The sequence below is a fragment of the Oceanibaculum indicum P24 genome (genome assembly GCF_000299935.1).
Taxonomy (GTDB): domain Bacteria; phylum Pseudomonadota; class Alphaproteobacteria; order Oceanibaculales; family Oceanibaculaceae; genus Oceanibaculum; species Oceanibaculum indicum.
On sequence record NZ_AMRL01000019.1, the window covers coordinates 1 to 21480 of the forward strand.

Genomic DNA, 21480 nt, shown 5'->3' on the forward strand with positions numbered 1-21480 from the left:
AGGATCGGGGAGTAGCTCACATAGCCATAACTCTCAATTACGGCATCGTCGGCGCATGCTTGCGCCAACGATTTTGCGGCGAAAAACATCAGCACGCGGTGATGGCCTGAATCATAGAGCGCATGCGCATAGTCCCCAAGCCCAATGCCACGGTTGCCGGATGCCATTGCGAACTTGGGAACTTCGATCAGTGCTCGATCCCAGTATTCGATGGCTTCGATGAACCGGCCAATGTGGTTCAGGGTGTTCCCAAGATTGGTATATATCTGCGCGCGTTCGTGTGGCTCCAACTCCTCAAAGCCGGGATGCGCGAGCGCCCGGCGTAGCTCCAGTATCTCGCCGTCGATGGCTTCGCTTTTCCACAGCCACGACTGCCAATCCGGCGATGCATAGCGCTTCGCGTTCCAGATATTGGCGCGAAAATAATGTGCGCGGCAGACATAACGCTCTGAGAGATTTCTCGCCAAGTACTGATCGAGCAGGTCGCTGGCGTGATCCAGGGCGGCACCCGATGCCTCATCGCTGCCTTGATCAATGATCGCACCGATTAATTGCATAGCCTTTCCCTCGGAAAGCCCATCGAGTTTCTTGACTATTAGGGAAGCCAAAGATTGCTTGTGTGATGACCGTGTCATTAGCGGAGGGAACTTCAGCTGTTGCTCAGACGAGTGGATGCTTCTCGCATCCTACAGGTCCAAGCATAGGTCGAGCTATAATTTGTAAAACTGATCAACCTCTACCGTTATCTTGGCGCAAACATCTACGCTCGCTGAAATAGCATTTAGGTTGGTGAAGTGGCACAGCCCCGTGATCAGTAACACGGGGGGCTCCAGATACATCCGGTCTGTCCGGTTCCTCCCTTTCCGTCAGGGAATGGCTCCTATGGAGCCTTATTCTCAGCAAAGCGCCTGCCGAGCGGATGCGGGCCGGCGCGGTTGGCCGTCAAGGCGGGCGTAGCCCCCGCGCGGAGCGCGGCCTGGCCTTGACGGGCGGGCGCGACGGAACGCCAGCTCAGGCCGGGCGCTTTGCTGGGTGGTTGCAGGAATCTCACCGGCGGGAATCGAATCGACTCGCTATAGGACGAAGAATGTCTTATGTGTTGATTTATGACAGAGCAGCTATACACCCTCAAAGAGATGGCCGAACGCCTGAACTATTCGGGCGATCCGACTGAATTGCAGAAGATCATGCGCCAGATACGGCACTGGACGCTGTCGGATCTGCTGCACACGCAAGGCCGTAAGCACACCGGCACCGGGGTAAGCCGGCGCTATCGCCACTTTGAGCTTCAGAAGGCGGCGATCCTGCGGGAACTGTCCCACTACGGTCTTCAGATTGGCCAGTTCGAGGCGCTGGACAAATGGCTTGAGAGCATCGGCGGTTCGGCGCGCTGGAAAGCCGCCGAGGAAGGCACGCGCATGGTGTTTATTCAGCTCAGTTGGGGCGACCAGATGGTCGGGTTCAACATCACGGTCGATGCGCCCATGGTGGCCAGCATCGGGCTCGATGGCAGCTATATGCATGAATATGACGATGGCACCGTCAAAGAACATAAGGGCGTGGGCGTCTTCTACAGCTCTGTCGTGGTGAACCTGACGCGGCTGCTGCACCGGCTGGGAACAGAGTGAGTTTTTTTGCTCATACAAAGACAAGGCGCGTCCTATGAATAATCTGGCTGTCCCTCCCCTGCCCGCCTTGCTGCTGCAAGGGTTGGACAGCCTGTATGTCAGCTTCTATCTGGACGTGACGAACAGCGCGCTGGACCTAGATGAAATCGCCTATCAGCGTGAACGGCTGAGACAGTCGCGCGACGGCAAGTTCACGCGCATCGAGCTTGGCAGTGAGGCCTTCGCCCTGAAGACACATGGGCGCTTTCCCTACAGCTACGTGATTGAGAACGAGCTGTTCTCGGTCGCCTTCGCGGAGCGGATGCAACCCAGCTTCCATGTGCAGTTCCTCAGCAAGGGGCTATGGCAGGAAGGGCTTGACGGGCTGGAACTGCGCTTCCGGTCTTGGGCAGAGTCGATGGGGCTGGTGGAACAGCGCCTGGAGACTGTCTCGCGCGCCGATTGGGCGTTCGACTTCCATGTGCCGGTGGTGGACTTCAGCGCGGATCATCTGTTGAGCAAGGCGCGCAAGACCAGCGCCTATAAGGATAACCGCGCGCTGCAAACCATCGTTGCCGGCAAGGGCGATGTGGTGATCCGGCTCTATGACAAGGTGGCGGAGATCGAGGAAAGCAGCGGCAAGAGCTTCTTCTATGAACTCTGGGGCCGTACCAGCGAGATCTGGCGTGTCGAGTTCCAGTTGCGCGGCGAGCGGCTGAAGCCGGCTGGCGTCCGCTCGCTGGACGATCTGCGCGGGCTACAAGGCGATCTGCTGCGCGAACTGACGCACAACCATACCAGCCTGCGGCGGCCCACCGGTGACAGCAACCTGTCGCGCTGGCCACTGCACCCGCTCTGGACGGCGCTGCAAGCCGAGATCGGCCATATGCCGCAAAGCGGCCTGATCCGGGATATCGATGAGAAGCGGCTGCTGGAATACCGCATCCACCGGCAGACACAATCCATCTACGGCAGTCTGAAAGGGCTCGCGGCCCTTCTCAGCATCGCGCAAGGGGAAGCGGAGGCATTGTCCCTGCGCGATCTTATCGGCCAGCTCGAAGACGAGTTGGTCATCCATCATGAACATCCAGTCTGGGAGCGTGATGTTCGAACCCGGATCGAGGGCTATGCCCTCGGCCAATGGTAGATAAGGAAAACACCATGTCGAACAAGACTTCCCGGAATGCCCCGTCCCTATATAGCCGTACGCTGATTCCGGCGAACGACAATAAGCCCGATGCCTATACAGGCACGCCTCCGGAAACACTGACGGTCCTATATAGGGAAGGCTGCTTCTTCTTGGTCCCGGTGACCGAGAGAGAGCTGTCCTTGATGGAGCCCTATATAGGCGACATCATTCAGGGGATGTTCGAGCGCCTGTGTCGGTTGCAAGGGAGTGAGACGGAATGAGCCAGCGTGCCGCCCTCTATCTACGCGTCTCCACCGCAAGACAGGCCGAACGCGGGCTGTCTATCCCGGATCAGCAAGCCCAGTGCGAGGGCTATTGCCAGCGGCAGGGCTGGGAGGTTGCCGATATCTACATAGACCCCGGCCATAGCGGCACCGATCCGAACCGCCCTGCCCTTCAGGATATGCTGGCCAAGGCGTTGTCACCTGAACGTCCCTATGACGTGATCGTCGTGCATTCATGGTCCCGGCTCTACCGGGACCATGCCTTTATGGAACTGACCATCCGTAAGCTAGCGAAACGCCATATCGGCATCACCACCATCACCGGCACGGTCAGCGACGATCCGAATGCGCATATGACACGGCAGATTGTTGGCGTGATCGACGAGCATTTTAGCCGTATGAATGCCGTCCATACGTTGCGCGGCATGCGCGAGAATGCCAAACAGGGCTTTTGGAATGGATCAGTCCCGCCGCTGGGCTATCGCACCTATATAGCTGAGCAACGCGGCGACAAGCTGAAGAAGAAGCTAGATGTCGCGCCTGACGAGGCACAGCTGGTGAAGCTTATATACCGGCTCTATCTGGAAGGCGACGGGCCTAGCGGCCCGATGGGCGTGAAGGCGATTGCCTGCTATCTGAACGAACGCGGCTACCGGCAGCGCGGCGGCGGCAAGTTCACCACCAAGACCACCCATGAAATCCTTACCCGCCCGGCCTATAAGGGCGAGCATGTGTTCAACATGCGCAGCGCCAAGACCGGCGAAATCAAGCCGGAGAGCGAACACATACGCCTTCCCGTGCCGGCGATTATCGACGAAGCGACCTTCGCGGCTGTGCAGGATCGGTTAAGGGCGAACAACCCGAAGGTCACCCCGCCGCGCGTGGTGAACGGTCCCTCCCTGCTCACTGGCCTTGCAACCTGTTCCAACTGCGGCGGCGGGATGACCATGAACACCGGCAAGGGCGGCAGATACCGCTATTACGCCTGCGCTACGGCCATGCGCATGGGCAAGACCGCCTGCACGGGCCGGCGCGTCCGCATGGACCATCTAGACCGCACGGTCACGGCTGCGTTGCTGGACAAGGTGCTAGCACCGGAGCGCGTGACCGTGCTGCTTGGCGGGCTAATCGAGCGTGCCGCCAATAAACAGCAAACCCGCACGCGGGAACTCGCCGATTTGCGCAAGGAACTGCGTGAGGTCGAGGCGAAGAAGAAGCGGCTCATCGGTCTGGTGGCCGAAGGCGTGCTTGATGCCGGCGACGCAGATTTGCGCGAGCAGATGCGCGCCATCAACACCCGCCAGGACGATCTGATCCGCATGACCAGCGTGCTTCAGCGCGAGCAGGACAAGCCCCTTACGGCACTGACGGCGGAGAACGTCACTCTCTTTGCTGATGCCCTACGCGAGCGGCTGCAAAGCGGCGACGTGCAGTTCAGGAAGGCTTACCTGCGCCACTTCATCGACAGCATCGTCGTCGATGAAAGCGAGGTCACAATAAGAGGATCGAAGGAAGCCTTGGCGCAAGCTGTCCGGGAAGGCACAGAAACCGGGCCGAAGCCGGTTCTCTCTTTTGCCCGGAAATGGCGTCCCCACGGGGATTCGAACCCCGGTTGCCGCCGTGAGAGGGCGGTGTCCTAGGCCTCTAGACGATGGGGACCGCGAGGCGAGGCGCACTAGATAGCGAAAGCCTCCGTACGGTTCAAGCGATTTCGTGGGCCGGGAGGCGCTTTTCCGTCACAGTCCGGAAAATGCCTGCCCCGCGGCCCTGTTCTGCCACGCTACTCAGCTGGCCTACTCTGCCGCTTGCCGCGCCGCATGGGCGGCCGCGCGCTCCACGAACTTGCGGGCCACCGCCTCTTCCGTGTTGAAGGCAGTCACCAACCGGATGCTGGGTGCCTCGGCAGTGCCCCACTGGCCGAAGGCAAAACCGTCCGCCTGCAGCCCCTCGATGATGGCCGAAGGCAACCGCGCGAAAATCTCGTTGCCCTCCACCGGATGGTCCAGTTCGATGCCCGGCACGCCGGCCAGGCCTTCGGCGATGAGGGCCGCCATACGGTTGGCGTGGCGGGCATTCCTGAGCCACAGATCGCCCTCCAGATAGGCGTCGAGCTGGGACGACAGGAAGCGCATCTTGGAGAACAGATGCCCGCCCCGCTTGCGGCGGAAGGCGAAGTCGCGGGCAAGCTCCTTGTCGAAGAACACCACCGCCTCGGCGGCCAGCGCGCCATTCTTGGTGGCGCCGAAACTCAGCACATCCACCCCGGCCTTCCAGGTCAGTTCCGCCGGGGAACAATTCTGCGCCACCAGCGCGTTGGCGAAGCGCGCGCCATCCATATGCAGCTTCAGCCCGTATTTCCGGCAGACCTTGCCGATGGCGGCCACCTCATCCGGACTGTAGCGCGTGCCGGCCTCGGTCAGGTTGGTCAGGCTGACGCAGGCCGGCTGCACATGATGCACATTGCCGATGTTGGCGTCGGCCAAGCGGCGGTCGAGTTCCCGGGCATTGATCTTTCCATGCGGCCCCTGGACATGCACCAGCTTGGCGCCGCCGGAGAAGAATTCCGGCGCGCCGCACTCATCCTCCTCGATATGCGCATTCGGGTGGCAGTAGATCGCCCCCCAGGATGGCGTCAGGCAGGAGATCGCCAGCGCATTGGCCGCCGTGCCGGTGGCGACCGGAAAAGCCGTCACCTCCGTCTCGAAAACCGCCGACAGCTTGTCCTGCACCCGCGCGGTGATCGGATCGCTGCCGTAGGAGGCCACACTGCCCTGGGCGGCTTCGGTCAGCGCCGCCAGGATTTCCGGCGAGGCGCCGGTGACATTATCGCTGCGGAAATTCATCGGTCCTTTTCCTACTGCGCCGGTTCAAGCAGGAAGGAGCCAAGCACGCGCCCGCCGGCCATGTCGAGCACCATCAGCACATTCCTGCCCCCCTCGCCCGCCAGATGCAGCACCAGCCGGTCGCCGGCCGGCACGATCTGCTGCAGCCGCGATCCAGCCGGCAGCGGAACCGTTGCCGGATCGAAGGTGGTAAGTGGAGCACCGGGCGCAAGAGACATCGTCACGGCAGGTTCCGGCTCTTCGGTCTTGCCACCCAGGCGGCCGACGATCGTCGCGGCGATCACCGCCAGACCGACGACAATCATGACACCCATCACCACCACGGCTATCTTCAAGGCTCTCATCGGCTTGGCCCACTCTCTTTCAGTGCGTTCCCGGTCAGGCTTGCAGGAATCCGAGGACCGGGATAGGCATTCGCCCCGCATGACGCAATCGAAAACCGAAGCGACGCCAAGCGCGGCCCCTTGCGAGACCGTAACGGCCACGGAGGCCGATGCCGGCGCGCGGCTGGACCGGTTCCTGGCCGCCAGGCTGGGCGACCTGTCGCGCAGCCGGCTGAAGGCGCTTATCGAGCAGGGCATGGTCACGGCGTCAGACGGGCCGGTCACCGACCCGTCGCACAAGGTGAAGGAAGGCGAATGCTTCGCCGTCACCCTGCCGCCGCCGGAAGCCGCCGAGCCGGATGCGCAGGACATACCGCTTGTCGTGGTTTATGAGGATGACGATCTGATCGTCATCGACAAGCCCGCCGGCATGGTCGTGCACCCTGCCCCCGGCAATCCGGATTCGACGCTGGTGAACGCGCTGCTGGCGCATTGCGGCGACAGTCTCAGCGGCATCGGCGGGGTCCGGCGGCCCGGCATCGTGCACCGTATCGACAAGGACACAAGCGGCCTTCTGGTGGCCGCCAAGAACGACCTCGCCCATGCGGCGCTTACCGAACAGTTTGCCGCCCATTCCATCGACCGCGCCTATCTGGCGCTGGTCTGGGGCGTGCCGGTGCCGCCTGCGGGCGAGATCGCCGGCAATATCGGGCGCAGCAACCGCGACCGGAAGAAGATGGCCGTGGTCGGCTCCGGCGGGAAACATGCGCTGACCCGCTACCGCACGCTGGGGCGGCATGGCATTCTCGCCAGCCTTGTCGAATGCCGGCTGGAAACCGGGCGCACCCACCAGATCAGGGTGCATATGGCCTCCCTCGGCCATCCGCTGGTCGGCGATGCGACCTATGGCGGCCGCCGAACTCGTAACACAGGCAGTAACGATCCCGTGAAGGCGGCGCTTTCCGGCTTCCCGCGCCAGGCGCTGCACGCCCGGGAACTCGGTTTCCTGCACCCGCGCAGCGGAAAAAGATTGTTATTTCAGAGCGCCTTACCAAATGACATCCAGGAGCTTCTGGATCGGCTCGCCATCCGGCTTCCCGTTGGAAATTGATTGTTTCCGTAAGCCACATTTATGCCATGACCAATGTGCTATATTTGGAAGCAATAGAGAGGCCCTTTTCGGATAAGGGCACGAACCTCTTGGAGGGAGTTTAGGAAATGGCAGCTGCGATCCCGTCGATGCCTGTCGTCAGCCCGGAAGGCAACCTGTCCCGGTACCTGCAGGAAATCCGCAAGTTCCCGATGCTGACGCCGGAAGACGAGTTCATGCTCGCCAAGCGCTGGACCGAGCATCAGGACGTCGATGCCGCGCATCAGATGGTCACCAGCCATCTGCGCCTGGTGGCAAAGATCGCCATGGGCTATCGCGGCTATGGCCTGCCGGTTGCCGAGCTGATTTCGGAAGGCAATCTCGGCCTCATGCATGCGGTGAAGCGTTTCGACCCGGACCGGGGTTTCCGCCTGGCCACCTATGCCATGTGGTGGATCCGTGCGGCGATACAGGAATATATCCTGCATTCCTGGTCGCTGGTGAAGATCGGCACCACAGCGGCGCAGAAGAAGCTGTTCTTCAACCTGCGCAAGCTGAAGGGCAAGCTGAACGCCATCGATGAGGGCGACCTCAGCCCGGAGAATGTCACCAAGATCGCCACCCAGCTGGAAGTGCCGGAGCAGGATGTGGTGAACATGAACCGCCGGCTTGCCAGCCCGGACCATTCGCTGAACGCGCCGCTGCGCATCGATGGCGATGGCGAGTGGCAGGACTGGCTGGTCGATGAGTCCGAGACCCAGGAGACCATGCTGGCCGAGCATCAGGAGGTCAGCCGCCGGCGCAAGCTGCTGTCGCAGTCGATGAAGGTGCTGAACGACCGCGAGCGCAACATTCTGATGCAGCGCCGCCTGCGCGAGGATCCGATGACGCTGGAGGATCTGAGCCAGGAGTATGGCATCAGCCGCGAACGTGTGCGGCAGATCGAGGTCCGCGCCTTCGAGAAGCTGCAGAAGGCGATGAAGAACGCCGCCATCGAGGAGAAGCTGGCGCAGTAATCCGCCGGCCATATCCCCAGAAACGAAAAGCCCCCGGAAACGGGGGCTTTTTTGTCTGAAGAAACGGGCCTCAGCCCTTTGCCTGTTCGCCCTCAGCATCCTCCGGTTCCGGCTTGGCGAGCGCGGCAGGTTCCGTCGTCCCCTCGGCGGTGGCGCTGCGGGTGATGCTGTCGCCCCACTCCGTCACCAGTTCCTTCTGGTATTCCCGCAGCTTGTTAATACGCCGGTCGAGCTGGAAGCGAAGATAGGCGGCAACCACATGCGGGGCCGCGTAATAGATCACCCAGCCTACCGAGGCGGCGGCATACATCACCAGCCAGGACACCGGATCGCCGACAATCCGCCAGGCCATCGTGAAGCTGTGCTCCTGCGTCCACAATTGCAGCATGAAGGGCAGCACGCCGCAGAAATTCATGCAGCCGACCGAGAAGGCCGCGTATTTCTCGCGCCGGCCATCGACGATATAGGCAACCAGCGTCGGCAACATGCCGACTGCCGCGACCACCATGGTGGGCAGCACCGCCAGCCCCAGCCCCAGCACCGTGACCAGCATCAGCAGCTTCCAGCCGCCGCGGCTCTGCTGCTTGTCCTTAACCCCTGGTCGCCGGGCACCGCCGGCGGGCGCCTTGGCTTTCGCCTTTGCCTTGTCACTCATGGGTGCGGTGCCAATCGATCTGCGTGCGTCATATCATATAGAATGCCAGAATCGCCACAGAGGCCAGGCCGCCGATGACGCCGCTGGCAACGGCCGACACCTGTTCGCCCAGCAGTCTGGCCGTATATTCCATGTAGTTCGCCTCGTTCTGCAGCTGCTTCACCTGCATGTCGGCCCGCCCGAAGCTTGCAATCGCGGCCCGATATCCTTGCTCGTCCTTGGCGCGGGCCTGATTATCCTCCACCAGGACCATCATCTTGCCAATGATGCCTGATTTCGCCGCTACCTCCAACTCGCTCAGCATCTGCTTGCGGCGTTTCAGGTTATGAAACTGGCTCAGCACCGGGCGCAGATGGATTTCCAGCCAGCGGCAGAGGTTCGGCAACGGGCCGTTGCTCGACAGCCCCTGCACGAACGCCATCAGCCGGACCTGTGCCACGACGCGCGCGAAACCATCCGCCTCCGCCGCCAGCGGCCGTATCCAGCGGTCGGTGACCTGCCGGCAGCGGGAGGCGATGAAGGCCGCCGTGTGCCGGTCCAGCGGCTCATGCGACGGCAGGCGCTCGGAAACCGCCGCCTCCATCGCCGGCAGCAGATCCTCGTAATTCACGACAAGCCGGCTTTCGATCAGCGGGCTGAGGCAGTGGATCGAGGGGCTCAGCTCATAGATGATGCGTTCATAGCCAAAGCCTGGCCCGGTCTGCGCCATCAGCGTGGCCATGCGATCCAGCAGGCTTTGCAGCCGCGCGAAATCAGTACGCTGCGCCGTGTTGGTGGCGAACCAGGTTGAGGGCACCTTGGCCGCCAGCAATTCTCCCAGCTTCTGCCGTTGGGCCTGGCTGCCAGCGCTTGCCGGCACAATGTAGGCAATACCGTCCGGGTTGACACTGATGCCCTTGAAGCTGATCGGCGAGGACGGGAACAGCACCATGCAGGCGCGCGACAGGGCCTTGGCATCCGCCGGTTCCGGCCCTGTACCGCCGACAATACCCTGCAGCGACTTGGCGAGATCCTCGGCATGCAGGCTGCGGCGCAGCCAATTGTCGAAGGACTGGCTGCGCACCATCTGGGCGCCGCTTTCCCAGTCCAGCGACAGCCGGAAGGCAGCCGACTGGCTGGTCACGCACTCCGCCTTGCCGATGGTGATGGCGCGCGCCGCCTTCAGCGGCAGCTTGCCACGCTGGGTCTTGCGGTGCCGGCCAGCCAGCCAGTGCTCCAGGTCGGTGATGCCCCAGCGTTCGCGCGGATCGTCATTCAGCAGGCCGCGCAGCATTTCCACAATGGGCAGCGACATTGTATAGCGGCCGGCAAGGGCGGAGAACGAGCCCAGCTCCATTTTCAGATGCAGCAGGTCGTTATTGCTTCCCTCCATCTCCGGCTTCTTGCCCAGCAGCAGGCACAGGATGGTCACGCCCAGCGCGTAGTAATCGTCGGTATGCTCGCCATCGCCCCGGCCAAGCGGGTCCGCCATGGCGCTTTCGATGGGCTCCAGGAAGTCGGACTGGTCGGCCGCTGGTGGTGCGGAAAAGCATTCGCCCAGCACCAGCCCCCTGTTGTCCCCGGAATGAAACAGGTTGGACGGCCGGATGGCGCGATGGGTGACGTTGCGCGCCTGCAGCTCCTTCAGCACCGGCAGCATGCGCGGCAGGATCTGGCGCTCCATCGCCTCTTCCGGAAACGGCTTGAAGGAGGTCTCTTCGCTTGCCGTCAGCCGTGGACCTGATGGCCGCTCGTAGATCAGGCACATCTGCCGGTACGCATCGCCGCGTCGGCCCGTCTGCCCGGAATCGAGCAGCGTCAGCAGGCCCGGCAAGCGGCATTCCCGCATCTCGTCCAGTGCCGACAGCCGCACCGGAAGCCGCCGGTCCAGCAACAGCCCCATCAGCGGAAGCGGCCGGTCGCCCTGCGTATCGATAACATTATAGGCCTTGGCGCGCGGCGAATCGAAGGCCGGCAAGGGGTCGTCCGTGACGATCTCGTACCGCCCCTTCAGCGTCAGCTTGCCGTTTGCCGCAGCTTCGGCCATCCGCCTACCTCATCCGTCAAACCGATGTTTTCTTTATGCTAACACTTACAGGACGATCCCCACGAGAAAACTTCGCATCGCCTTCAAAGCTGAAACCGGATGACGGAAACGGCTTTAATCCGCAAAAGGATCTTTCATCAGGATGGTATCATCGCGATCCGGGCTAGTGGAGAGCAGCGCCACCGGCGCCTCGATCAGCTCCTCGATCCGGCGGATATACTTGATTGCGGTGGCCGGCAGTTCCTTGTAGCTGCGCGCGCCCTGCGTGCTCTCCTGCCAGCCCTCGAAGCTCTCATAGATCGGCTCGACCTTCGCCTGCAATTCCTTGCCCGCCGGGAAATGGTCGTACTCCTTCCCGTCATGGCGGTAGCCGACACAGACCTTGATCTCGTCCAGCCCGTCCAGCACATCCAGCTTGGTCAGCGCGATGCCGTCGATGCCGCCGACCTTCACGGCCTGACGCACCATCACGGCGTCGAACCAGCCGCAGCGCCGCTTGCGTCCGGTAACGGTGCCGAACTCACGGCCGCGCTCGCCCAGGCGCTGGCCAATCTCGTTTTCCTGCTCGGTCGGGAACGGGCCGGAGCCGACGCGCGTCGTATAGGCCTTGGTGATGCCCAGCACATAACCGACATGGCTCGGCCCGATGCCGGCACCACTGGACGCCTGCCCCGCCACCGTGTTGGAGGAGGTCACATAGGGATAGGTGCCGTGGTCGATATCCAGCATGGTGCCCTGTGCGCCTTCCAGCAGCACGCGCTTGCTCTGCTTGCGGGCTTCCTCCAGGTGGCGCCAGACACTGTGCGCATAGGGCAGCAGCTTCGGCGCGATCTCCTTCAGCGCGGCCAGAAGCTCAGCGGCATCGACCTCCTCGACGCCAAGGCCGCGCAGGAAGGCATTGTGGTGGGCAACCAGGTCATCGACCTTCTCGGCCAGCGTCTCCGGTTCCGCCAGATCGCAGATGCGGATGGCGCGACGACCGACCTTGTCCTCATAGGCCGGGCCGATGCCGCGGCCGGTGGTGCCGATCTTGCGCGCGCCCTTCGCCTCCTCGCGCGCCTGGTCGATGCGCTGGTGCAGCGGCAGGATCAGTGCCGCATTATCGGCAACCTTAAGCGTGTCGGGCGTGATGTTCAGCCCCTGCGCGCGCACCGTCTCGATCTCGCGCAGCAGCGCCCAGGGATCGACCACCACGCCATTGCCGATGATCGACAGCTTGCCGCGCACGACGCCCGAGGGCAGCAGGCTGAGCTTGTAGGTCTGGTTGCCGCAGACAATGGTATGACCGGCATTGTGGCCGCCCTGGAAGCGCACCACGACATCGGCGCGCTCGGAGAGCCAATCGACGATCTTGCCCTTGCCTTCATCGCCCCACTGGGCGCCGATGACCGTAACGTTGGACATGCTGCTTACTCGCGGTTTCTTGCGTTGCTGAGGATAGTCTGACGCGTGACGAACTAGGACGCGACAGGCGAAATACTGTCGCCATGCAGCCAGTGGCTGCAGGCCAGCCGCCGCGCCTCCGCCTGGCTGTCGGCTGCCGGTTCAAGCCCTGTGACGACCGTCCAGCCCTCTCCGGCCAGACGGACGGCTTCGGCGCGCGGCGTCCCATAGGGCAGGAACAGCCGGCGGCCATTCTCCAGCGCCGGCAGGGCGCGCATCACGGTGTCCATATAAAGCGTATAGCCGGTCGCGGGCTCACGCGATGCGCCGGCCAGATAGCGCCCGCCCCGCCCCAGCTCGCCGCGGATGCCGCGCGCGAACAGGCTGAAGCTGATGCCGGTGTGATATTCGAAGCCGCGATTCTCCACCGGATCGACGGTGATGGTGACATCCGGACGGGCAGCGCGCATCAGATCGACGACCTGGCGCAGACGCGCCAGCACCTCCTGCCCGGCTGGCGGCAGGTCGAGACCGGCCAGCTTCTCGAAGGCGCGGTTCACCGGACCGCTGGCCTGCAACAGCTCTGCCAGCACGCTGCCGACTGTTCCACCGACAGCGGCGACCTCCGCCGCGTCCTTGCGGTCGAGGGCGGCGCGGATACGGGCGATGCCGGGCGCGTCCAGCCCGGCGGCGGCGCAGACCGCCGGCACCAGTGTCGGCATCATCAGGTCGATGGAGGCATTGCGTACGCCGACGGCGGCCAGCGCTTCCAGCGCCATGACGCAGATTTCCGCGTCGGCGGCGGCGGACGGGCTGCCGATCAGCTCCGCGCCGACCTGCACGAACTGCCGCTCCGGCGACAGCTGGGAGCCCAGCACGCGCAGCACCTCGCCGGCATAGGACAGGCGCAGCGGCCGTGCCGCATTGGCCAGCCGCGTTGTGGCGATGCGCGCGATCTGCATGGTCATGTCCGCGCGCACGCCCATCATGCGCTGCGAGACCGGGTCCATGACACGGAAAATGCGGGTCCCCATCTTCGGGCTGGCGCCGTCCAGCAGGCTGGCCTCGAATTCGACCAAAGGCGGCTTCACCAGCTGGTAGCCATAGCCGCGCATATAATCCAGCAGCGTCCGGACAGCTTCGGATTCCTGGGCCGCTTCGGGCGGCAGCACATCGCGCAGGCCGTTGGGAAGCAGCGCGCGCGGGCCGGTATCGCCGGCGTTTTGCGCCGTCACCTGTATCCTCCGGGTTCTTCGAGAAACCGCCCGCTTACCTACCGGGTTTGACCCGATTGGGCAAACGGAAAACCGGCAGGCCGGCAGGCGGTCCCCGAAAAATCGCCGGAAGGCGTGGATCAGAAGCTGCCGCGCACCCCGACCAGCGCGGTCAGGCCGCGCCCGGCAAAGCCGTTCGACGGCTCATACTCGCGGTCGAACAAATTGTAGACCTTGCCAAACAGCGAGACATCCTCACGCAGCTGATAGGCGCCCGACAGATTGACCAGCGTGTAGGAGCCGTTCGGGCGGTTGCCGAGGAAATTGCCGGCATCATCATAGGCCACATCCAGCCGGCTGCCGACATAGACCAGCTCCGGCCCGAAGCTGAAGTCCCGCGCCGGCTTTAGATCGACAGCGAAAGAGCCCTGATGGCGTGGCCGGCGCAGCAGCAGCTGGCCGGTATCCTCGTTGCGCGCCTGCATCCAAGTGTAGGTCAGACGGGTCTGGATCCAGTCCGCCGGACGCAGGGTGAGGAAAGTCTCCACCCCCTCGCTCGACGCCTCGCCGATATTCACCACGGTCTGCAGGGCAAAATCGTTGGTGATCAGATTCTCGGTATCGGTCTTGAAATAGGTCGCCCCGAAGCTGACCGCCTGCGCCTGCCCGCGCACCGGCAGGTCAGTCTCGAACCCGACTTCCCAGGAGAAGGATTCCTCAGGGTTCAGGCCGGTGTTGCCGCGATAGCCGTAATTATCCACGCCATAGCGGTCATAGAGCGTCGGCGCCTTGTAGGCGGTGCCGACCGCACCGGAAAACCGCGTCAGGATTTCCGGCACGGCGACCACTGCACCAATCCGGTAGGTCAGGGTGTTGCCGTAATCGTCCGGCAGGTCATAGCGCAGCCCAGCGGTTACATCGATGCGCTCGGTCACCCGCGCCTGGAGGTTGGTGTAGAGCGCATAGTCATTGGACTCGGCATCGAGGGACTGGGTGAACGGCCCCCAGACGCTGACCGAATTCGTGCTGGTCTCCACCGTGCTGCGCGCGGCACTGCCGCCGAACACCAGCACCGTATCGCGCAGACCCGCCAGATCGCCGATGCGATAGGTGTTCTGCATCTCGGCGAAGCTGCGCACCGATTCGTAGCTGTCGTCGGTCAGGTTGGCGCTGAAGGCATCCGGCCGGTTGGTGAAGCTCCGGTCGTGGCGGCTCTGCCCGACATCGACTCGTGAGGTCAGGCTACCGTCGAGCAGATAGGCCTCTGCGCCCAGCTTGTAGAGAAAATGCTCGTTCTCGCCGCTGTAGTTCGGCTCGTCATAGGGCACATTGTCGAGGTCGAATTCGTTGCGGCGATAGCGCAGCAGCGCGTCCACCCGCCCGGCATTGCCAATGTCATAGCCCAGCTTGCCGGTCAGCGTGGTGATCTCGGAGCCATCCTCCTCCCCGGTGTTGCGGGCGATCCGGGAGGGCGAGAGGTTGACGCCGTCGGTGCGGAAATGCTCGGCGCTGACCATATAGTCGAAACCATCCGAGCGGCCGCGCAGACCCGCCTGTGCCCGCGCCGTGCCGTGGCTGCCGCCAGCGGCCTGGCCGAAGATTTCAGCTTTCTTCCGGGACGGCGCACGGGTGATCAGATTGATGACGCCGCCGATAGCGTTGCTGCCATAGAGGCTGGAAACCGGGCCGCGCACTACCTCGATGCGCTCAAGGTCACCGACCAGATCGTCGCCGAAATTATAGGCGCCGCCCGCCCCCGAGGGGTCGTTCACCGGTACGCCATCGACCAGCACCAGCACATGGTCGCTGTTGGCGCCGCGCATGAAGACGGAAGTCTGCTGACCCGGCCCGCCAAGACGCACGACGGAGATACCGGGCACGGTGCGCAGCGCCTCCTCCACGCTCTGGTAGCCGCCACGGTCAATGGCCTCGCGGTCGATCACCGTGACCCGGGCCGGTACGCGCTCCAGCTCGGTTTCGGCGCGAGTCGCGGTGATGACGATGTGCGGCATGAGCTGGGCGACGCTGTCGCTGGGCTGGGTCTGCGCGCGAACGGCGGCAGCGGGAAGTGCGGCAGCGCAGAGGGCGCTGCCGATCAGCAGATAGGAACGGAAAGACATGGAAACCCCACCGAGAGATGACGCGAAAGCAGGTTGCGCGACACCGGAAGGGACATGAATGCCCCGTGATGGAGAGAGTGAGACCCGCGACAGTCCATAACCCTTCCGCCCCCGGCAACCCGGCCAATGGAATGGCGTCACCGCTGCGGACAGCCGTTCCGACGATTCACCCCGATCGACGGTCGCGGGACGTGCTCGCGCAGGCAGGTCTCCTGACTTGCGGGTCGCTGCACCGATCCTGCCTTCCCGGTTTCCCAGTGGCCTGTTTGGACCGGCACTCGCCGCCTACAGTTGCGGGGACAGTCGCGGCATTGCCCGGCCGGGGCCAGACGCACCGCGTTCCCTTTTCATCCCTTGCGGGAACCAACGCTGGCTCCAGTTCTATAGGATTGCCGACTGGCGAGGCAAGGACGCATAGCGACGGCATGCATACCATCGGCCACCAATAGCCTCTGGCCTCCCCGCTTCCGCCTCGCTACTCTCTTGCCATCTCATCGGCTACGCCGCCATCCGGCCGGCACCGGCCTCCCTATTCCAGGAGCGAATTTCGTATGTTCTACGAACCCGACAAGAAGAATCACGGCCTGCCGCGCGACCCGTTCAAGTCGCTGGTCGTGCCGCGGCCGATCGGCTGGATTTCCACGCTAGACGAGGATGGCCGCCCCAACCTCGCCCCCTACAGCTTCTTCAACGCCGTTGCATCCGACCCGCCCTGCGTGATGTTCGCCGCCGGCCTGCGCCCGGAAGCGCCGGCCTTCAAGGACAGCCATGGCAATGCCGAGAAGACCGGCGAGTTCGTGGTCAACATGGCGACCTACGACCTGCGCAACGAGATGAACATCTCCTCCGCCGGCCTGCCTGCCGGGCAGAACGAGTTCGAGGCTGCCGGGCTGGAGATGCTGCCCTCCAGCATGGTGAAGCCGCCGCGGGTGAAAGGCTCCCCGGTGCATCTGGAATGCAAGTATCTGCAGACCGTGAAGATGCCGAGCTGGGATCCGGAGCGCGGCAATTACGTGATCTTCGGCCGCGTGGTCGGCATCCACATCGCTGACGAGGTCATCAACGAGAAGGGCTTCGTCGATGTGACGCGGTTCCGCCCGATCTCGCGCCTTGGCTACATGGAATATGCCGTGGTGAACGAGGTCTTCGTAATGAACCGCCCGGACTGACCGGATAGGACCTCACGGCAGGAGGATAATCTCTCCGGCCTGACCCAGGGCGGCGGCCAGCGACTCGAGCCGCCGCTTCACCACATCGCCGCCCAGCGCGGCATGCGCCGGGGCAATGGCGAACTGCAGTTTGCCCAGCCCCGGCCGTAGCGGCGTGTCGCGCAGGATGCCGGGCGCACCGCCGGTGAAGGTGTGCGCCAGGCGCAGGGCGACGCCCAGCACCAGCGCCTGCTGGGCCTGCTCCTTGTCCAGCAGCTTCTTCGCGATCTCCGCCGCTGGAAGGTCGATATTGCCGACATAGCGCGCCATCAGCGCCAGCGCGACGAAGGCCCGGCCGGCATGGTCGAAGCCGGGGATCGGCGCGCGCAGCACCTTCCAGAAGGCGTTTTCCGCGCGGTAGTCGGGATGTTCCGCCCAAGCGGTATCCGACAGGATGCAGGCAGCGTGGCGAAGCCGTCGGCGTAGCGGCGTGTCGTCGGGAAACAGCGGCGTCGTCCAGTCCAGCAGTTCTTCGCCATGCGGCGGGAAGCGTCCGGCAGCAGCGGCAATCTTGCGCGCCGATTCGATCAGCGGATCCAGCGCCTTGTCGGCGTCCGGGAGCAGGTCGAACAGGCAACCCTCGCGCAGGCCGTAGGCGGAGAAGACCACGCTCGACGGTTCGGCCAGCGTCAGCAGCCGGCGCATCAGCAACGCCGCCATCGGGATGGTGTCCAGCCGGCGCTTGGAAACGCCATTGATGGCCTTCAGGTCGGACTTCCCGATCTGCTGCAACCGGTCGAGGAATTCCACCAGTACCGGAGTCTGCAGTCGGTATTCATGGAGGATGTGCAGCGGATAACCGCTCATCTCCATATGCGCCTTGGCGATGGAGCGCCAGCCGCCGCCAACGGCATAGAGCGGCCGCCCCTTCAGGCCGGACAGCCAGGGCACGCTGGACAAATGCTGGTCGATATGGGCGATCAGCTTCTTACGGTTCGGCGCCCCATCCAGCGCGGCCAACCGTAAGGGCCCCAGCGGCAGGGTCGTCTGCTGGCCGATATTGCCGACACGCAGATCGACCAGCTCCATGCTGCCGCCGCCGAGATCGCCGGCCATACCATCGGCCTGCGGCATCGCGCACAACACACCCAGCGCTGAAAGCCGCGCCTCCTCCGTGCCTGAGAGGATGCGGATATCGAAGCCCAGCCGGCGTTCAACTTCTTCTACGAAAGCGGCACCGTTGCCGGCATCGCGCACGGCTGCGGTCGCCAGCACATGCAACGTGGTGACATTCATGCCGCGCGCCACGGCGGCGAAGCGCGCCAGGCTATCAAAGGCAGCCGCCACGCCCTCTTCCGAAAGCTGGTTGGTCTCGCTCAGACCCTTGCCGAGGCCGCACAGCGCCTTCTCGTTGAACAGCGGCAGAAAGCCGCGTTCCAGCCGGTCATAGACCACGAGGCGGATGGAGTTGGAACCGATGTCGATGACACCGACATGGCCACCGGTTCCAAACGTGCCGGTATTCAGCCCAAGGGCCGGATCGTCGATCCGTTTTTCCTGCATTGCGTCCTAAGTCGCGTTCCGATGCGGATCAGCTCACCACCAAACGCGGCAGTGGTTGCGACTTCTTAAGGGCACTGCCCCGGCCGGACAAGCTTGGATTCGTCATGAAGTAGTGATGGGCGTTGAAATCCCCCTCCCCGGCGGACAGGCGGCTGTACGTGCCATCGGGGCGCAGGCGCCAGCTTTGCTGCACATCCTTCAGGTTGGCGACCATGATCTGGTCGAGGATCTGCTCGTGCACCGTGGGGTTGTCGATCAGCACCAGCGTCTCGACGCGGCGGTCCATATTCCGCTGCATCCAGTCGGCGGAAGAGATGAACAGCTTGTTCTCCGGCGAGGGCATCGGATGGCCGTTGGCGAAGCAGGCGATCCGGCCATGCTCCAGGAAGCGGCCGACGATGCTCTTCACCCGGATATTCTCCGACAGCCCCTTGATGCCCGGACGCAGGCAGCAAATCCCGCGGATCACCAGCTCGACCGGCACGCCAGCCTGCGAGGCACCGTAGAGCGCATCGATCAGCTTCTCATCGACCAGCGAGTTCAGCTTCACCCAGATGCCCGCCGGCTTGCCCACCTTTGCGTTACGCACCTCGTTGCGGATCTGGGCCAGCAGCGTGTCGCGCAGGCTGAACGGCGCCATCGCCAGCTTCGACAGCTTCGCCGGCTGGGCATAGCCGGTCATGAAGTTGAACACGCTGGCGGCGTCCTGGCACAGCTCCGGGTCGCAGGTGAAGAAGGACAGGTCGGTGTAGATCTTGGCCGTCACCGGATGATAATTGCCGGTGCCGAAATGGCAGTAGGAGCGCAAGCTGCCGCCCTCGCGGCGCACCACCAGCGAGACCTTGGCGTGGGTCTTAAGGTCCATGAAGCCATAGACCACCTGGCAGCCGGCGCGCTCCAGATCGCGCGCCCAGCGGATGTTCGCCTCCTCGTCGAAACGCGCCTTCAGCTCCACCATGGCGGTGACCGACTTGCCGCTCTCGGCCGCCTCGATCAGCGCCTTCACGATGGGCGAGTCCTGCGAGGTGCGGTACAGCGTCTGCTTGATCGCGATGACCGCCGGGTCGCGCGCAGCCTGGCGCAAGAACTGCACCACCACGTCGAAGCTCTCGAACGGGTGATGCACCACGATGTCCTTGTGCCGGATCGCCGCGAAGCAATCGCCGCCGAAATCGCGGATACGTTCGGGGAATCGGGCATTGAACGGCTTGAACAGAAGATCGCTGCGCTCCGAAACGATCAGCTGCGACAGATCGTCGATGCCGATCATCTCCTCCAACGAGAACACATCCTGCGGCCCCACCCCTAGCTGATCGACGACGAAGCCGCGCAGATCGTCCGGCATGCTGCCATTCACGGTCAGCCGGATCACGCTGCCGCGCCGGCGCCGGCGCAGGGCGCTCTCGAACAGGCGGACCAGATCTTCCGCCTCCTCGTCGATTTCCATTTCGCTGTCGCGCAGCACGCGGAAGATGCCGCTGCCCAGCAGCTCGAACCCCGGGAACAGCTTCTCGTAGAACTGCACGATGAGATGTTCCAGCGGCAGGAAGCGGATCGCCGCCCCCGGCAGGCGGATGAAACGGCCGATCTGCGGCGGCATCGGTACCAGCGCCTCCAGCCGGCGCTTGTCGGAACCACGCTGCAGCTGCAGCACGATGGCCTTGCCCTTGTTCGGCAGAAATGGGAAGGGATGCGCCGGATCGACCGCCAGCGGCGTCAGCGTCGGGAATACCTGTTCCATGAAATAGCGTTCCAGCCATTTCTGGTCGGTCCGGCTGACCTGCGCCCACTCGATCACGGCGAGGCCGACCGCCCGCAGCTCCTCACGCAATGCACGCCAGCAGCTCTGCTGCTCGGTCACCAGCTTCGCGGTGGCCTGCCAGATCGCATCCAGCTGCTGCGCCGGGGTCAGCCCGTCCTGACTCTGTGTATTCACATTCGCCTCGACCTGGCCCTTCAGGCCGGCGACGCGGACCATGTAGAACTCGTCGAGGTTGGAGGAGGAAATCGACAGGAAGCGCAGCCGTTCCAGCAGCGGGTGCTTCGTGTTCCCCGCCTCTTCCAGAACCCGGCCGTTGAAGCCCAGCCAGGACAGTTCACGGTTGAAGAACCGCTTGGGGGAATGGATATCCACCGCGTCGGCAGTCTCGATCTCGGCTGTCGTCACGTCTGTCTCCTCCATTCCATAGTGCCGGCGGCAACCGGGCCGTATCCTACCCCTTCAAATACCACGGGGCCGGGGCAGTGTCATGCAAGCCCCGGCCCCGCAGCGTGACGGTTTCGTGAAGTTTTCGGCTTACAGCGTGCCGTTATAGGCGCCGCCATCCATCACCAGGTTCTGCCCGGTGACGAAGCCGGAATGGCTGCTGCAGAAATAGGCGCAGGCAACGCCGAATTCCTCGATGGTGCCGAACCGGCCGGCCGGATTCTGCTGACGGCGGGAATCCAGCACCTCGTCGATGCTCTTGCCGGCCTGCTTGGCGGCACCCTCGGCCGTCTTGCGCACGCGGTCGGTCTCGAACGGGCCGGGCAGCAGATTGTTGATCGTCACATTATGCTTCACGATCTGCCGCGACAGGCCGGCGACGAAGCCGGTCAGGCCGGCGCGTGCACCATTCGACATGCCGAGGATCGGAATCGGCGACTTCACCGAGGCCGAGGTGATGTTCACGATGCGCCCGAACTTGCGCGAGATCATGCCGTCCACCGTCGCCTTGATCAGCTCGATCGGCGTCAGCATGTTGTCGTTAATCGCCTTGTTCCAGTCATCCAGTGACCAGTCGCGGAAATCGCCCGGGGGCGGGCCACCGGCATTGTTCACCAGAATGTCCGGGTTCGGGCAGGCCGCCAGAAGCTTGGCCCGGCCTTCCGGGGTGGTGACGTCACAGGCAATTGCGGTCACCTTAGCGCCGGTCTCCTTGCGTATTTCCTCGGCGGTGGCCTCCAGTGCTTCCGCGCCGCGGGCGGAGATCACCAGTTCGACCCCCTCGCCGGCCAGCGCCAGCGCGCAGCCCTTGCCCAGCCCCTTGCTGGAGGCGCAGACAATCGCCTTGCGGCCCTTGATACCCATATCCATGGA

The 21480-nt window shown here is 63.7% G+C and carries 16 protein-coding genes, 1 tRNA gene, 1 pseudogene and 1 riboswitch; of the genes and pseudogenes, 6 read left to right on the top strand and 12 right to left on the bottom strand.

What is annotated here, in order from left to right; genetic code table 11:
- Positions 1-557, bottom strand: a 557-nt coding sequence (locus P24_RS13520) for a tetratricopeptide repeat protein (protein WP_008945297.1), incomplete at its 3' end; no start/stop codon positions are given.
- A 549-nt stretch (positions 558-1106) separates the two neighbouring features.
- Here P24_RS13520 and P24_RS13525 point away from each other — a divergent pair.
- The 3 genes and pseudogenes from P24_RS13525 to P24_RS20715 form a co-directional block, all read left to right on the top strand.
- Complete coding sequence (locus P24_RS13525) at positions 1107-1628, top strand: hypothetical protein (protein ID WP_156816309.1); 522 nt, start codon at positions 1107-1109, stop codon at positions 1626-1628.
- 34 nt (positions 1629-1662) lie between these two features.
- Entirely contained in the window at positions 1663-2754 is a 1092-nt protein-coding gene (locus tag P24_RS13530) for a hypothetical protein (protein ID WP_008945299.1), read from the top strand.
- A gap of 259 nt (positions 2755-3013) precedes the next feature.
- Positions 3014-4084: pseudogene (locus tag P24_RS20715) on the top strand (recombinase family protein); the annotation flags it as partial.
- A 519-nt stretch (positions 4085-4603) separates the two neighbouring features.
- Here P24_RS20715 and P24_RS13545 read toward each other — a convergent pair.
- The 3 genes from P24_RS13545 to P24_RS13555 all read right to left on the bottom strand — a co-directional run bounded on the left by P24_RS13545 (position 4604) and on the right by P24_RS13555 (position 6207).
- Positions 4604-4679, bottom strand: a tRNA-Glu gene (locus P24_RS13545).
- 134 nt (positions 4680-4813) lie between these two features.
- A complete protein-coding gene (locus P24_RS13550) occupies positions 4814-5863 on the bottom strand; it encodes a threonine aldolase family protein (protein WP_008945302.1) in 1050 nt (349 codons plus the stop codon).
- A gap of 11 nt (positions 5864-5874) precedes the next feature.
- Positions 5875-6207: a hypothetical protein gene (locus P24_RS13555; RefSeq protein WP_156816310.1), complete on the bottom strand. Its 333-nt coding sequence runs from the start codon at positions 6205-6207 to the stop codon at positions 5875-5877.
- A 79-nt stretch (positions 6208-6286) separates the two neighbouring features.
- Between P24_RS13555 and P24_RS13560 the strand changes: the two genes are divergently transcribed.
- Both P24_RS13560 and rpoH read left to right on the top strand, forming a co-directional pair.
- Positions 6287-7297, top strand: a complete 1011-nt coding sequence (locus tag P24_RS13560; RefSeq protein ID WP_008945304.1) for an RluA family pseudouridine synthase — start codon at positions 6287-6289, stop codon at positions 7295-7297.
- A 107-nt stretch (positions 7298-7404) separates the two neighbouring features.
- Positions 7405-8292, top strand: coding sequence for an RNA polymerase sigma factor RpoH (gene rpoH, locus P24_RS13565; protein WP_008945305.1), 888 nt, complete (start codon positions 7405-7407; stop codon positions 8290-8292).
- Positions 8293-8362: 70 nt separating this feature from the next.
- Here the strand turns inward: rpoH and P24_RS13570 are convergent, their stop codons facing one another.
- From P24_RS13570 to P24_RS13590, 5 genes are all read right to left on the bottom strand, one after another.
- The gene (locus P24_RS13570; protein WP_008945306.1) at positions 8363-8947 is read right to left on the bottom strand and encodes a hypothetical protein; all 585 of its coding nucleotides are present in this window, start codon (positions 8945-8947) and stop codon (positions 8363-8365) included.
- Positions 8948-8975: 28 nt separating this feature from the next.
- Complete coding sequence (locus P24_RS13575) at positions 8976-10973, bottom strand: protein kinase family protein (protein ID WP_008945307.1); 1998 nt, start codon at positions 10971-10973, stop codon at positions 8976-8978.
- A 114-nt stretch (positions 10974-11087) separates the two neighbouring features.
- The gene (locus P24_RS13580; protein WP_008945308.1) at positions 11088-12377 is read right to left on the bottom strand and encodes an adenylosuccinate synthase; all 1290 of its coding nucleotides are present in this window, start codon (positions 12375-12377) and stop codon (positions 11088-11090) included.
- Between the two features lie 53 nt (positions 12378-12430).
- Entirely contained in the window at positions 12431-13591 is a 1161-nt protein-coding gene (locus P24_RS13585; RefSeq protein ID WP_008945309.1) for an ATP phosphoribosyltransferase regulatory subunit, read from the bottom strand.
- A gap of 119 nt (positions 13592-13710) precedes the next feature.
- A complete protein-coding gene (locus P24_RS13590; RefSeq protein WP_008945310.1) occupies positions 13711-15690 on the bottom strand; it encodes a TonB-dependent receptor plug domain-containing protein in 1980 nt (659 codons plus the stop codon).
- 185 nt (positions 15691-15875) lie between these two features.
- A riboswitch (cobalamin riboswitch) is annotated at positions 15876-16073 on the bottom strand.
- Positions 16074-16241: 168 nt separating this feature from the next.
- Here P24_RS13590 and P24_RS13595 point away from each other — a divergent pair.
- Positions 16242-16859, top strand: a complete 618-nt coding sequence (locus P24_RS13595; protein WP_008945311.1) for a flavin reductase family protein — start codon at positions 16242-16244, stop codon at positions 16857-16859.
- A gap of 12 nt (positions 16860-16871) precedes the next feature.
- Here P24_RS13595 and P24_RS13600 read toward each other — a convergent pair whose 3' ends face one another.
- From P24_RS13600 to P24_RS13610, 3 genes are all read right to left on the bottom strand, one after another.
- Complete coding sequence (locus P24_RS13600; RefSeq protein ID WP_008945312.1) at positions 16872-18401, bottom strand: Ppx/GppA family phosphatase; 1530 nt, start codon at positions 18399-18401, stop codon at positions 16872-16874.
- Positions 18402-18429: 28 nt separating this feature from the next.
- Positions 18430-20583, bottom strand: a complete 2154-nt coding sequence (locus tag P24_RS13605; protein ID WP_008945313.1) for an RNA degradosome polyphosphate kinase — start codon at positions 20581-20583, stop codon at positions 18430-18432.
- 114 nt (positions 20584-20697) lie between these two features.
- Positions 20698-21477, bottom strand: a complete 780-nt coding sequence (locus P24_RS13610; protein ID WP_008945314.1) for an SDR family oxidoreductase — start codon at positions 21475-21477, stop codon at positions 20698-20700.
- Positions 21478-21480 lie beyond the last annotated feature (3 nt).